Annotated in this window: 18 protein-coding genes; 16 read left to right on the top strand and 2 right to left on the bottom strand. The window is 47.1% G+C overall.

The annotated features are described in order from the left end of the window. Window positions 1-70: 70 nt before the first annotated feature. The 10 genes from clpX (at window position 71) to ETP43_RS11660 (ending at window position 10,718) form a co-directional block, all read left to right on the top strand. Window positions 71-1,375, top strand: a complete 1,305-nt coding sequence (gene clpX, locus ETP43_RS11705; protein WP_022399525.1) for an ATP-dependent Clp protease ATP-binding subunit ClpX — start codon at window positions 71-73, stop codon at window positions 1,373-1,375. A 13-nt stretch (window positions 1,376-1,388) separates the two neighbouring features. Further along, a complete protein-coding gene (gene lon, locus ETP43_RS11700) occupies window positions 1,389-3,701 on the top strand; it encodes an endopeptidase La (RefSeq protein ID WP_129258227.1) in 2,313 nt (770 codons plus the stop codon). A gap of 12 nt (window positions 3,702-3,713) precedes the next feature. After that, window positions 3,714-4,328: a ribosome biogenesis GTP-binding protein YihA/YsxC gene (gene yihA / locus ETP43_RS11695; RefSeq protein WP_022399527.1), complete on the top strand. Its 615-nt coding sequence runs from the start codon at window positions 3,714-3,716 to the stop codon at window positions 4,326-4,328. 223 nt (window positions 4,329-4,551) lie between these two features. Then, entirely contained in the window at window positions 4,552-6,342 is a 1,791-nt protein-coding gene (locus ETP43_RS11690) for an energy-coupling factor transporter ATPase (protein ID WP_129258225.1), read from the top strand. Continuing rightward, window positions 6,339-7,142: an energy-coupling factor transporter transmembrane component T family protein gene (locus ETP43_RS11685; protein WP_129258223.1), complete on the top strand. Its 804-nt coding sequence runs from the start codon at window positions 6,339-6,341 to the stop codon at window positions 7,140-7,142. The genes ETP43_RS11690 and ETP43_RS11685 overlap by 4 nt, the downstream gene beginning before the upstream one ends. Before the next feature lie 192 nt (window positions 7,143-7,334). After that, on the top strand, window positions 7,335-8,126 hold the full coding sequence (truA, locus tag ETP43_RS11680; protein WP_129258221.1) for a tRNA pseudouridine(38-40) synthase TruA: 792 nt from the start codon (window positions 7,335-7,337) through the stop codon (window positions 8,124-8,126). Beyond that, on the top strand, window positions 8,092-8,619 hold the full coding sequence (locus ETP43_RS11675; RefSeq protein ID WP_129258219.1) for a M48 family metallopeptidase: 528 nt from the start codon (window positions 8,092-8,094) through the stop codon (window positions 8,617-8,619). The genes truA and ETP43_RS11675 overlap by 35 nt, the downstream gene beginning before the upstream one ends. 289 nt (window positions 8,620-8,908) lie before the next feature. Beyond that, window positions 8,909-9,337: a 50S ribosomal protein L13 gene (gene rplM, locus ETP43_RS11670; RefSeq protein ID WP_022172252.1), complete on the top strand. Its 429-nt coding sequence runs from the start codon at window positions 8,909-8,911 to the stop codon at window positions 9,335-9,337. A gap of 16 nt (window positions 9,338-9,353) precedes the next feature. Beyond that, window positions 9,354-9,746 carry a 30S ribosomal protein S9 gene (gene rpsI / locus ETP43_RS11665; protein ID WP_022172251.1) on the top strand — a complete coding sequence of 131 codons (393 nt, stop codon included), beginning with the start codon at window positions 9,354-9,356 and terminating at the stop codon, window positions 9,744-9,746. A gap of 399 nt (window positions 9,747-10,145) precedes the next feature. Continuing rightward, window positions 10,146-10,718, top strand: coding sequence for a TetR/AcrR family transcriptional regulator (locus ETP43_RS11660; protein WP_129258218.1), 573 nt, complete (start codon window positions 10,146-10,148; stop codon window positions 10,716-10,718). A 26-nt stretch (window positions 10,719-10,744) separates the two neighbouring features. Here ETP43_RS11660 and ETP43_RS18525 read toward each other — a convergent pair whose 3' ends face one another. Next, window positions 10,745-10,918: a DUF6783 domain-containing protein gene (locus ETP43_RS18525; protein ID WP_334295526.1), complete on the bottom strand. Its 174-nt coding sequence runs from the start codon at window positions 10,916-10,918 to the stop codon at window positions 10,745-10,747. Between ETP43_RS18525 and ETP43_RS11655 the strand changes: the two genes are divergently transcribed. From ETP43_RS11655 to ETP43_RS18075, 6 genes are all read left to right on the top strand, one after another. Continuing rightward, entirely contained in the window at window positions 10,862-11,071 is a 210-nt protein-coding gene (locus ETP43_RS11655; protein ID WP_334295525.1) for a cysteine-rich KTR domain-containing protein, read from the top strand. The two genes, ETP43_RS18525 and ETP43_RS11655, sit on opposite strands and share 57 nt — an antisense overlap. An 84-nt stretch (window positions 11,072-11,155) precedes the next feature. Continuing rightward, window positions 11,156-11,761: an ATP-binding cassette domain-containing protein gene (locus tag ETP43_RS11650; protein WP_129258216.1), complete on the top strand. Its 606-nt coding sequence runs from the start codon at window positions 11,156-11,158 to the stop codon at window positions 11,759-11,761. Then, a complete protein-coding gene (locus ETP43_RS17715; RefSeq protein WP_181951971.1) occupies window positions 11,758-12,189 on the top strand; it encodes a hypothetical protein in 432 nt (143 codons plus the stop codon). Before ETP43_RS11650 ends, ETP43_RS17715 begins: the two co-directional genes overlap by 4 nt. A 13-nt stretch (window positions 12,190-12,202) precedes the next feature. Continuing rightward, window positions 12,203-12,358 carry an ATP-binding cassette domain-containing protein gene (locus tag ETP43_RS18085; RefSeq protein ID WP_330546524.1) on the top strand — a complete coding sequence of 52 codons (156 nt, stop codon included), beginning with the start codon at window positions 12,203-12,205 and terminating at the stop codon, window positions 12,356-12,358. A 63-nt stretch (window positions 12,359-12,421) separates the two neighbouring features. Next, window positions 12,422-12,622 carry an ATP-binding cassette domain-containing protein gene (locus ETP43_RS18080; protein WP_330546523.1) on the top strand — a complete coding sequence of 67 codons (201 nt, stop codon included), beginning with the start codon at window positions 12,422-12,424 and terminating at the stop codon, window positions 12,620-12,622. A 76-nt stretch (window positions 12,623-12,698) separates the two neighbouring features. Then, entirely contained in the window at window positions 12,699-12,929 is a 231-nt protein-coding gene (locus ETP43_RS18075; RefSeq protein ID WP_330546522.1) for an ATP-binding cassette domain-containing protein, read from the top strand. Between the two features lie 3 nt (window positions 12,930-12,932). Here the strand turns inward: ETP43_RS18075 and ETP43_RS11640 are convergent, their stop codons facing one another. Continuing rightward, window positions 12,933-13,517, bottom strand: a complete 585-nt coding sequence (locus ETP43_RS11640; protein WP_129258214.1) for a helix-turn-helix domain-containing protein — start codon at window positions 13,515-13,517, stop codon at window positions 12,933-12,935. Window positions 13,518-13,596: the final 79 nt, after the last annotated feature.

The following is a 13,596-nucleotide window of genomic DNA, read 5'->3' as shown; positions in this document are numbered from 1 at the left end:
TAAAGATAAGAGGGGGCTGCCTGTACAGGTGGCGCCCTCTTATAAGTATCAGAAAGGAAATAGGAAACCTATGGCAATAAAAAACGGGGATTATAAAATTCGTTGCTCTTTTTGCGGAAAGACAGAAGACCAGGTACGCAAGCTGATCGCAGGTCCGGACGGATCTTATATCTGTGATGAGTGTGTGGAAATCTGCTCAGAGATCATTGAGGAAGAAGTTTCCAGAGACCGTATGTCCGGAAGTGATATCAATCTGATGACACCGATGGAGATGAAAGAGGTCCTGGATGAATATGTAGTCGGTCAGGATGAGGCAAAAAAGGTGCTGGCAGTCTCTGTATACAACCATTATAAGAGAATCCTCTCAGGCAGAAAAAATGATGTGGAACTGCAGAAAAGTAATATTCTGATGCTTGGACCTACCGGTTCCGGTAAAACTTTCCTGGCGCAGAACCTGGCGAGAATGTTGAATGTTCCATTTGCGATTGCAGATGCGACCACTCTGACAGAGGCCGGTTATGTCGGCGAAGATGTGGAAAATATTCTGCTGAAGATCATTCAGGCTGCCGATTATGATATCGAGCGTGCGCAGCAGGGAATCATCTACATCGATGAAATCGACAAGATCACAAGAAAATCCGAAAATACATCCATCACCAGAGACGTATCCGGTGAAGGTGTACAGCAGGCACTGTTAAAGATCGTGGAAGGAACGATTGCTTCCGTGCCGCCACAGGGTGGAAGAAAACATCCGCAGCAGGAATTTATCCAGATCGATACCACCAACATTTTGTTTATCTGCGGCGGTGCTTTCGAAGGTCTGGAAAAAATTATTGAGGGTCGTATGGATACCAAGACGATCGGATTTAACGGTTCTCTTGGCATGAAACACGAGAAAAATGTAGGGGAGATCCTGAAAGAAGTGATGCCTCAGGACTTTATCAAGTTCGGTCTGATCCCGGAATTTATCGGTCGTGTGCCGGTAGTCGTATCCCTGGATGCGCTGGATGAGGACGCACTGGTACGGATTCTGCAGGAGCCGAAAAACTCTCTGGTAAAACAGTACAAGGCACTGATGGATATGGACGGCGTGGATCTGGAATTTGAGCCGGATGCACTTCGCGAAGTGGCAAAGACAGCCATGGAGAGAAAGACCGGAGCCAGAGGTCTGCGTTCTGTCATTGAAAAGACTATGATGGATGTGATGTATGAAGCCCCGTCCAATGAAAATATGAAAAAATGCGTAATTACCAAAGATGCGGTAACAGGTAAGGGAAAACCGGTTGTGACCATCGAAGAAAATCCGGAGAAAAAGCCGGCGCGTTCCTCTAAAAGAAGAGGCGCAAAGCGACCAGGAAGACCGGAGACCGCCTGACGGGAGGTAACAGATGACAAATGAAACACAGGTAATGCCGGCGGTTGCCTTGCGTGGAATCACGATTTTACCGGATATGATCGTCCATTTTGACGTGAGCCGGAAAAAATCCATCCGGGCAATCGAGGAGGCAATGACCAAGGACCAGAGGATCTTTCTGATCACACAGAAGGATTCGAAAGTGGAAGATCCTTCCGAAGATGATCTGTACAAGATCGGTACGGTTGCCATGATCAAGCAGGTGGCAAAAGTGCCGAAGGATATGCTCCGCGTGCTGGTAGAGGGAATGGAACGGGCAGAACTGATCCAGTTAGAAGACGGTCTGTCTTATCTGGAAGCGGAAGTGGACATGATCGAGCAGGAGGAGGAAAATCTTCCGGATACGGTAAAAGAAGCGATGCTTCGCAGCATGAGAGAACTGTTCGGGGCATACTGCAAAGAAAACCAGAAAATGAATAAGGAACAGGTGCGTCAGACACTGGAGATCGAAGATATTGCGGAACTGGTAGATCATATCGCGATGAATATTCCACTGACCTTCCAGCAAAGACAGCAGATCCTAGAATCCGTATCGTTGAGTGACCGTTACGAGACACTGGGCGTGATCCTGTCCAGTGAGATCGAGGTGATGCGTCTTCGCACAGAGATCCAGGAAAAGGTAAAACAGCGGATCGATAAAAACCAGAGAGATTATATCCTCCGGGAACAGCTGAAACTGATCCGGGAAGAACTGGGAGAAGACGATACCGTATCCGACGGGGATCATTTTATGCAGGAAGCGGAAAAACTGCAGGCACCAAAAGAGATCAAAGAACGTCTGATGAAAGAAATCCGCCGCTTCAAGAGTCTTGGATACAACAATTCCGAGAGCAGTGTGTCAAGAGGTTATATTGAGACACTGTTAAAGCTGCCGTGGGAGAAAGCGTCCAGAGACAATAAGAACCTCGACAAAGCGAGCCAGATTCTGGAAGCGGATCACTACGGTCTGGAAAAAGTGAAAGAGCGAGTTCTGGAATTTCTTGCCGTGCGGACACTGACAAAGAAGGGCAGCAGCCCGATCCTCTGTCTGGTCGGACCGCCGGGAACCGGAAAAACATCGATCGCGCGCTCCGTAGCAAGAGCACTGAATAAAAAATATGTCCGTATCAGTCTTGGCGGTGTCCGGGATGAAGCGGAGATCCGTGGACACAGAAGAACATACGTGGGAGCTATGCCGGGACGGATCGCCAACGGGCTGATCCAGGCAGGCGTGAAAAATCCGCTGATGCTTCTGGACGAGATCGATAAAGTGAGCAGTGACTATAAGGGAGATACAGCATCTGCGCTGTTGGAGGTTCTTGATTCCGAACAGAACAGCAAATTTGCCGATCATTATGTAGATCTTCCACTGGATCTTTCCGAAGTATTATTTATCGCGACGGCAAATGATCCACAGTCGATTCCGCGTCCGCTGATGGACCGTATGGAAGTGATCGAAATTTCCAGTTATACGGAAAATGAAAAAGAACATATTGCCAGAGAACACCTGATTCCGAAACAGATCAAAGCCAACGGTCTGAAGGAAAATCAGCTGGTGATCGGGGATGATGTGTTAAAAGACATTATCGAGGGTTACACCAAAGAGGCAGGTGTGCGTAATCTGGAGAGAAAATTCGGTGAGATCTGCAGAAAGTCTGCAAGAAAGATCCTGCAGGACAAGGAAAAACAGGTGGTAGTCACAAAAGACAATCTGGAAGAATTCCTTGGCAGATCCCGTTATACTTACCAGAAAGTCAACGAGAAGGATGAAATCGGTATCGTTCGCGGACTGGCATGGACAAGCGTTGGCGGAGATACCTTACAGATCGAAGTCAACCTGATGCCGGGAAAAGGAGAATTTCTTCTGACCGGTCAGCTGGGAGATGTGATGAAAGAGTCTGCCCAGGCAGGTATCAGCTACATCCGCTCTGTGGCAGACCAGTATGCTATCAAACCGGAATTTTTCAAAGAGCATGATCTGCACATCCATATCCCGGAAGGGGCTGTTCCGAAGGATGGACCGTCTGCAGGTATCACGATGGCCACGGCGATGCTCTCCGCCATTACCGGAAGAGCAGTGAGAGCGAATCTTGCGATGACCGGCGAGATCACGCTGCGCGGACGGGTACTCCCGATCGGTGGTCTGAAAGAGAAAATGCTGGCAGCGAAAAATGCCGGTATCACAAAGATTTTAGTGCCGGATCAGAACCGTCCGGATGTGGAAGAGATCGATGCGGAGATCAAAGAAGGTCTTACCATTGTATTTGTAGAAAAGATGGAGCAGGTGCTGAAAGAAGCGCTGGTGTAGAAGGAGAAAGTTATGATTATAAAGAATGTATCTCTGGATATCGTGTGCGGTATCACCAGTAAGATGCCGGAAACCGGAAGACCGGAAGTGGCATTTGCAGGAAAATCAAACGTGGGAAAATCTTCCCTGATCAACGGACTGATGAACCGGAAATCCCTTGCACGTACCAGTGCGGCACCTGGAAAGACCCAGACGATCAACTTCTATAATGTCAATGAAGCGATTTATCTGGTCGATCTTCCGGGATACGGTTATGCGAAAGCCTCCGAGGAGATCAAGGCGAAATGGGGTAAGATGATCGAAGATTATCTCCACAAGTCCAAAGAGATCCGCTGTGTATTTCTGCTGGTGGATATCCGCCACGAACCGGGAAGCAACGATAAGATCATGTACAAATGGATTCTGGATCATGGCTATGAACCGGTCATTATCGCGACAAAACTGGATAAGATCAAGAGAAGCCAGGTACAGAAACAGCTGAAAGTGCTCCGTCAGGGACTGCAGGTGGTGCCGGGAACGAAGATCATTCCGTTTTCAGCCCAGACCAAACAGGGTCGGGAAGAAATCTGGGATCTGATCGATGAACTGACCGGAATGGCAGAACCGGAGGAAGCGCCAGAGGAATAAGGCAGGAGTACTGTGCGGAAATTTATAAATTCCAACAGGAAAAACTTGTAATATAAAAGAAAATCAGATACAATTAGGCTTGATATGCGGAAAAACACGCAATCAGGCCTATTTTTGTGCGCGGAGAGCCGCTGACGGATATTAGAAAAAAGAAGGATCCGGTCAGTATCTGTCGTAGAAAAAACAAAGAATAACAATTTCGTAAGAAAGAAATGGAGAGGCAATGGGAATCATAAAAGCAGCAAAACTGGCCTTCGACTACCTCCGGTACGGAGAAGAGGGAGAAGAACCGGAAGTAAACAGAGCCATTGACCACGTGGATCTGGATATTGAAGAGGGACAGTTTATCGCTATCTTAGGACATAACGGAAGCGGAAAGTCCACACTGGCAAAACACATCAACGGTTTGCTGGTACCTACGGAGGGAACTTTGTGGGTGGATCATATGGATACCGCTTCGGATGCAGATATCTGGAACATCCGTCAGAAAGCCGGCATGGTCTTTCAGAACCCGGACAACCAGATCATCGGCACAGTTGTAGAAGAAGATGTGGGATTTGGTCCGGAAAATCTGGGTGTTCCCACAGAAGATATCTGGAAACGGGTGGATGAGAGTCTGCAAGCGGTGGGAATGACCGCTTACCGTCATCACTCCCCAAACAAACTGTCCGGCGGACAAAAACAGCGTGTAGCCATCGCAGGTGTTATGGCGATGCATCCAAAATGCATCGTTCTGGATGAACCTACTGCAATGCTCGATCCGAACGGACGAAAAGAAGTACTGAAGGCAGTACGGGAACTGAACAAAAAAGAAGGGGTAACGGTTATCCTGATTACCCATTATATGGAAGAAGTTGTATTTGCTGACGATGTGTATGTCATGGATCGCGGACAGATCGTGATGCACGGCGTTCCGAGAGAAATTTTTTCCAGAGTGGATCAGCTGAAAAAATACCGTCTGGATGTTCCGCAAGTTACGTTACTGGCGTATGAACTGAAAGAGGCAGGTCTTGCAATCCCGGATGGTATCCTGACGATCCCGGAACTGGTGGAAGCACTGAGCAAACCGCAGATCCATGTACCGGAAGGCTGGAAGCTGCCGGAGGCAACCGCGCAGAAAGAAGAAAAAGAGCTGTCACAGGGCAAAGAATCCCTGAAACTGGAACATGTAGGATACACATATAATCCGGGCAGTGCCTATGAGATGCATGCGTTAAAAGATGTCAATCTGGAGATTCCGCAGGGACAGTTCGTGGGAATCATCGGACATACCGGAAGTGGAAAATCCACACTGATCCAGCATTTTAACGGATTGATCCGACCGACAGAGGGACATATTTATTTTGAAGGGCAGGATATCTGGGCAGACAAATTTCCTCTTCGTGGACTGAGAAGCCAGGTAGGACTGGTCTTCCAGTATCCGGAACATCAGCTGTTTGAGACGGATGTACTGACGGATGTCTGCTTCGGACCGAAGAATCAGAACCTTCCACCGGAAGAGTGTGAAAAACGGGCAAAAGAAGCTCTGGAGCATGTAGGACTCGATGAAAGTTACTATGCGAAGTCTCCGTTTGAACTGTCCGGAGGACAGAAACGAAGAGTAGCGATCGCAGGTGTCCTGGCGATGAATCCGAAGGTACTGATTCTCGATGAGCCGACCGCAGGACTGGATCCGATGGGAAGAGACGAGATCCTTGACCAGATTGCAAGCCTCCACGCGACGAGAGGAATCACGATCATTCTGGTATCTCACAGCATGGAAGATATCGCAAAATACGTGGAGCGGATCATCGTTATGAATCATGGCGTTAAAACCTTTGATGATACACCGAAGAAAGTGTTTGCGCATTATAAAGAACTGGAAGCCATCGGACTTGCAGCACCGCAGATCACCTATATCATGCATGCACTGGAAGAAGAAGGAATGGATGTGGATACCAGCGCTATCAACGTAGATGAGGCAACCGCATCGATCCTGCAGGCACTCAGGAAAAAGGAGGAAGATCACAAATGATGCGAGATATCACAATCGGACAGTATTATCCGGCAGATTCCATTCTGCACCGACTGGATCCCAGAGTGAAATTTGTGAGTACGCTGGTCTATATTATCTCACTGTTCGTATTTTCTTCCTGGGTAGGATATGGAGTGGCGGCACTGTTTCTGGTGGCGATGATCGTTCTGTCAAAAGTCCCGTTTGGATTTATGGTAAAGGGATTAAAGCCGATCATGGTGCTGTTACTGATCACGATGTTCTTTAACCTGGTATTTACGCCGGGAGAGGTATTATGGTCGTTCTGGATCCTGAAAATTACAAAAGAAGGTATCCGGCTTGCCATCAAGATGGGAATCCGTCTGGTATTTCTGATCATCGGTGCGTCGATCATGACACTGACCACCACACCAAACCAGCTAACCGACGGTCTGGAGCGGCTGCTTCGACCACTGAACAAGATCCATGTGCCGGTACATGAGATCGCCATGATGATGTCCATCGCACTTCGGTTTATTCCGATCCTGATGGAAGAGACAGACAAGATCATGAAAGCACAGATGGCGCGCGGCGCTGATTTTGAGAACGGCAATCTGATCCAGAAAGTAAAAAATATGGTTCCGCTGCTGGTTCCGTTATTTATCTCGGCCTTCCGCAGAGCCAATGACCTTGCGATGGCGATGGAAGCGAGATGTTACCACGGCGGCGACGGACGGACACAGATGAAACCGCTGGCATATGAGAAGAGAGATTATCTGGCGTATCTGGTCGTGGCAGGGTATCTGGCACTCAGTATTGTGTTCCGGGTAGTCGGAATCTAAATTAAGAAATAAAGATTCCGTTGACAGTATTCCACGAGATGCTGAACAGCTATGAAAAGAGTTAATTGGTGAAGTAAGCTGTTTTCCGGTTCCTGATGGACTGGAAAACAGCTCTTTTATTCGCAGCTGTGAAGGCAGGAAAGAGTACATGTATTAGTGAGGGAGTGGAAACTTAGACAGAAAGGACGAAACATGAAGCGAGTAAAATTGACGGTCGCCTACGATGGAACAAACTACTGCGGCTGGCAGGTACAGCCGAACGGTCTGGCGGTGCAGGAAGTCCTGAACCGGTGTCTCTCGGAACTTCTTAAAACGAAGATCGAAGTGATCGGAGCGAGCCGTACCGATGCCGGGGTGCATGCACTGGGCAATGTTGCGGTATTTGACACAGAGGCACGGATGCCGGCGGAGAAGTTTTCCTATGCGTTAAATACACGGCTGCCACAGGATATCCGCATCCAGAATTCCTGCCAGGTACCGGATGATTTTCATCCGCGGTTTCAGGAAACCGTAAAGACGTATGAATATAAGATCTACAACCGGAAGTTCCCGGATCCGACAAAACGGCTGTACACGTATTTTTATTATTATCCGCTGGATGTGGAAAAGATGCGGCAGGGAGCGGCGTATCTGATCGGAGAACATGATTTTAAAAGCTTTTCGACGTATAAACCGGAGGTGGAAAATACGGTTCGGACGATCTATGAACTGGGGATTCAACGGTCGGAAGATGATGTGATCACAATACGGATCAGAGGGAACGGGTTCTTATATAATATGGTGCGGATCATAGCAGGAACCCTGATCCGGGTGGGCGGAGGTTATTATCCGCCGAAACATGTCAAAGAAATTCTGGAAGCAAAAAACAGAGAGCTTGCCGGGGAGACCGCGCGGCCGGAAGGGCTGACACTGGTGGAAATCCGGTATCCGGAGTGGGAGGCGAAAAAAGATGGACATCACGTATCAGTGGATCCGCTCCCGTAGAAAGACGATCGCGATCCAGATCGACAGGGAAGGACAGGTGATCGTGCGGACACCGTATGGAATCACGAAGCGGCAGGTAGAAGAATTCCTGGATGAGAAAAAAGACTGGATCCTGCAGACGAGGCAGCGGGTGGAAAAACGGAAAACAGAACAGATCTCGATCAGCGAAGAGGTGCGCCGGGAAGGCATCGAGCGGGCAAAACGGATTTTTCCGGAGCGGACGGCGTATTTTGCAAAGCGGATGGGTGTGGATTATGGCAGGATCACGATCCGGGAACAGAAAACACGCTGGGGGAGCTGTAGCAGCAAGGGCAATCTGAACTTTAACTGGAAACTGGTACTGCTTGCACCGGAGCTGCTGGATTATGTGGTGGTACACGAACTGGCACACCGCAGGGAGATGAACCATTCGAAGAATTTCTGGAAAATCGTGGAGGCAGAACTTCCGGATTACCGGGAACGCCGCAGGAGACTGAAAGAGTGCCGGATCTGAGAGTGCTGAAATGCCGGAGGGTACGGTTGAGGTCAGGAGATCCTGAAAAGTGTCAGGAAACCGTCAGAATTCACCGGTAATGGCCCGCAAGGTGTTTTGGGTGAGTGGAAGTCAAAGAAAGCTGAAAAAACCTGGAAAAATCACGAAAAAATGATTGACACACACGGAACAGTATACTATAATAATCGAGTATGACGTAGTGCGAAAGTATCTTACCAAAGCCCCGGAAAGATATTTTTCATTATAGAGATAATTATAGTTTAAAGAATGAATTACAGGAGGGAAATCCATGAACAGTTTTATGGCTAATCCAGATAAGATTGAAAGAAAATGGTATGTAGTAGATGCTGAAGGCTGCACATTAGGACGTTTAGCTTCCGAAGTGGCAAGCGTATTAAGAGGAAAAAACAAACCAGTTTTCACTCCTCACGTAGATACAGGTGATTATGTAATCGTAATCAATGCTGAGAAAATCAAAGTGACCGGTAAAAAATTAGATCAGAAGATCTACTACAGCCACTCTGATTATGTTGGTGGTATGAAAGAAACCACTCTGAGAGAAATGATGAACAAGAAACCGGAAAAAGTCATCGAACTTGCTGTAAAAGGTATGCTTCCAAAAGGACCTCTGGGAAGACAGATGATCAAAAAACTTCATGTATACGCTGGTGCAGAGCACGGACATGAAGCTCAGAAACCGGAAGTTTTAACATTTTAATAGGAGGTAAGTAACATTGGCTACTACAAAATTCTACGGAACAGGAAGAAGAAAAAAATCTATCGCCAGAGTATACCTGGTACCAGGAACTGGTAAGATCACAATCAATAAAAGAGACATCGACGAGTATTTCGGACTGGAGACTCTGAAAGTTGTTGTTCGCCAGCCACTGGCAGCAACAGACAATACAGAAAAATTTGACGTTCTGGTAAACGTTCACGGTGGTGGATTTACCGGACAGGCTGGAGCTATCCGTCATGGTATCGCTCGTGCCCTGCTGCAGGCAGACGCTGAGTACAGACCGGTTCTGAAAAAAGCCGGATACCTGACTCGTGACCCGAGAATGAAAGAACGTAAGAAATACGGTCTGAAAGCAGCTCGTAGAGCTCCGCAGTTCAGCAAGAGATAATCGACTGCTCAGACTATATCAAAATGGTTTACAAAACCCCGGAAAATCAAGGTTTTCCGGGGTTTTCTTATGCCCAAATGGGCTGATATAGTTTGAACCTATTTGACGCTTACGCTTTTTCTATTATCAGAAGCAACAGAGCCTTTTTCACAGCTTCTGTTGTTATGGCTTTAGCCTGTTGAGCACATCGGAGTTTCTCCCAACGAAGAAATGGAGATGTGTGAAACAATAAACTACCCGCTATTCTCAACCAGACAAAAAATGCTATGCAAAAGAAATGAAAGTGTCTGAAAGGGTAGATTGTCCGCAAATTTTGCTTCGGACGGATTGAAAAACTCTGCTTATTGATATATAATTCGTATTATACATAACGCAAGTTATAAATACGGAGGTGCGAATATGCCAGCAAAAGCAAAAGTCACAAAAGAGATGATTATTGACGCGGCCTTTGCGATTGCCCGTGAAGCCGGCGTGGAAAACATCAATGCAAGGACCGTATCAGAAAGACTTCACTGCTCCACACAGCCCGTTATGTATCATTTTTCGACCATTGAAGAACTGAAACGGACGGTCTATGCGAAGGCAGATAGCTATCACTCAGAATATCTGATGAATCTAAAGAGTCCTCAGAAAGGCGTCATGCTTGGAATTGGGATGAACTATATCCGCTTTGCCATTGAGGAGCCGCATTTGTTTCGGTTCCTGTTTCAGTCGGATTATTTTAGTGGAGCAACCATGCTTGAGCTGATTGACGCAGACGAGCTGACACCAGTCCTTTCTGCGATGCAGAAAGCCTTGAATATGAGTATGGAGCAAACCAAAAAGATTTTCCTGACGATTTTTCTGTTTGTCCATGGGTACGCAAGTATCATTGCCAACAATTCAATGAAGTACGATGAAAATGTCATACAATCACATTTGGAACGGGCGTATCAGGGTGCAATATTAGCGGCACAGGAGGAATGTACATGAAACAGTCAGATAGGAAAGGCGAGCTGTTAGAATGGCTTCGCTGCCCTAGAGCGTGTCTGAAAAAGGCTTTTCGTGAGCTGTGAGTCCCAGTTTGTGGGAGATTTTATCCGAATGAGGGCGGCGTAGCGGGCTACGGCAACCGAATAAGGGTAAAATATACCGCAAAGTGGGGCTTGCAGATTGCGAAAATGATTTTTCAAACACGCTCTAGATGTGACGGCAAAACAAGAACACAGATACGCCCACATACGGTATTAGAGGACTTTCCTCTATTTTGTCCAAAGTGCAAATACACCTGTGTGATTCGTTTCAAAGACGGAAAAATTGAAGAAATCAAAATGCCAGACGCTTAGACGCAGTGCAGACCGATGAATAGGTTTGTACTGCGTCTTTTTTATCACATCAATTGAGAAAAGAGGAACTGCAAATTTTTTGGCATGAGCCGTTCGGAATGTACAGATAGAGCAAAACTGCTCTTACAGCGACTGGAACTGGCAGATGTGATGGATCGCAAGCTGGCCACTTATTCTACCGGCATGCGCCAGCGGCTCTCTTTGGCCAGAGCATTACTTCACCGTCCGCAGATTTTGTTTCTGGATGAGCCGACCTCCGGCCTTGACCCCGAAAGCGCACAGAATGTGAATGCTCTGATTCAGGAGCAGGCTGCCGAAGGAATCACAGTATTTCTTTGTACGCATCAGCTTCGGTATGCGCAGGAAATCTGTACGACATACGGACTTATGAACAAGGGACGCTTATTTGCCACAGGAGATATTACAGAACTGCGGTCTATGGCCTGCCAGAATACTAAGGTACGGATAAAAGCAAGCCGTATGCCAAAGGACATGAGATATCAGAAAATCGGAGATCACATCTATGAGATGGATGTGGCCTCAGAGCATGACATCCCGCTCATCGTAAAAAGAATTGTAGAGGCCGGTGGTGATTTGTACCATGTATCGGAACAACAGATGTCATTGGAAGAAATCTACTTTTCTCTGATCGACCGGGAACATGCGGAAACGGAGCGTGAAAATACATGAATATTGGACAATTCGCCTTAATTAAAAAGGATATGCGAAGCGTTACATCAAATAAGCAGGTTTTCGCGGTTCTTCTTATCGTACCGATTGTGCTTACCATTGCTTTGCCGTCCATTTTTGTGTTTGTAATATCATTTGCTCCCGATGCTGCCTCAGATTTTCAGAAACTACTGGATATGCTGCCTGCTCCCAATGGGGAGTACAGCCAGCAACAGCAAATTTTTAGCCTGATATTGAATCAAATCATGCCATCCTTCTTTCTGATCATCCCCGATCATGGCGTCGTCTGTCATGGCTGCAAGCTCCTTCGTGGGCGAAAAAGAAAAACACACCTTAGAAACATTGCTGTATTCTCCGCTCTCACTGGGGTGGTTATTCCAATCCAAAATACTGGCAGGCTTCTCGGTTGGAATGATGATTTCCTATAGTTCATTTGCTGCCATGCTGCTGGTAATGGAGAATGTATCTTATGATGGAAAAACGGTTCTCCATAATGTGTCTATGAATATCTGCAGAAACCGGATCGCAGCGATTCTTGGAACTTCCGGTTGCGGAAAAACCACATTTTTGAAGACTTTAAATGGTCTTTTGGAGTAGGAGCGCGGTGTGAATGTGTCCGGCAGAATTATGTTGGAGGAGGCGGATATCCACAGTCTATCCATGGAAGAGTTGAGAAAAAATGTGGGACTGGTGTTTCAGACACCGGCACCGTTTCCGTTTTCTATTTATAAAAACCTGACCTATGCGCCGGTTTACTATGGAATCCGGGATAAAAAAAAGCTGGAAAAGATTGTAGAAGAGACACTGAAGCTGACTGGTCTCTACGAAGAAGTGGCCGGAGAATTGCATAAGAGTGCATGAAAGCTTTCAGGCGGTCAGAAGCAGCGTCTGTGCATTGCCAGGGCGCTGACGGTGGAGCCGAAGGTACTGCTCTTAGATGAACCTTGTTCGGCTCTGGACGAAGGCTTCTGCCAAAATAGAAGAGCTGCTTAAGAACCTGAAGGAGCGTTATACCATTGTGATTGTTCCCCACAACCTGGCGCAGGCAAAGCGCATTGCGGACGATGTGGCCTTTTTCCAGAATGGACGGCTGGTAGAAACAAAGGATGCAGAAGCATTCTGGAAAAAGCCGGAGTGCGAAGAGACGAAAGAGTTTTTAAAGGGATGAGTTTTATCCGTTCTGTTCAGTTCTTCGTATGGATGGAAACCAGATGGCCGGTGTGAATACGGAAATACCGGTCATTTGCTTGTCTGTCGTGTTTTCCACAATATGGGGAAGGTTGGATCGAATCAGCGTCGAATCCCCTTCCATCAGGTGAATTCTCTCGGTTCCGATGATAACATCCAGTTCTCCGGACTGGACCATGATGATCTCCTCACTGGGGTGAATCACAGGGCGTTCGCCATCCTTAGCATGTGCTTCCAGCTCAAAACCGATAATCAGAGACTGGGGAACAAATTCTGCCGATGGCATCGGCGTCAGCAGATGGTAACGGATATTGGAATGGGGCTGTGATAAAGTGATGACCTGATTTTTTCTGATAGTCAGTGTGTTGTCAGCTTCGGCTTCTCCCATAAAAAGATAGGTGGGAACATCCAGAGCAGCGCTGATTTTGCGAAGCGTTGACAGGGATGGGTCCGTCAGATTGCGCTCTATCTGGGATATATAGCCAATGGAAAGTCCTGTCTGTTCAGCCAGGGCTTTTAGTGTAAAGTCTCTTGATTTTCTTATGTTGCGTATCTGCTCACCGAGCATATTGTAATCCCCCTGTTCGATGTACTTTATTCTATGATCTTCAGCGGAATCCGCTGTCTGTATTAGTATACCATTGTTT

Origin of the sequence: Blautia faecicola (assembly GCF_004123145.1) — a bacterium.
GTDB lineage: Bacteria > Bacillota > Clostridia > Lachnospirales > Lachnospiraceae > Oliverpabstia > Oliverpabstia faecicola.
Note: the sequence above shows the minus strand (reverse complement) of the source record. Positions and strands in the feature narration are given on the sequence as shown.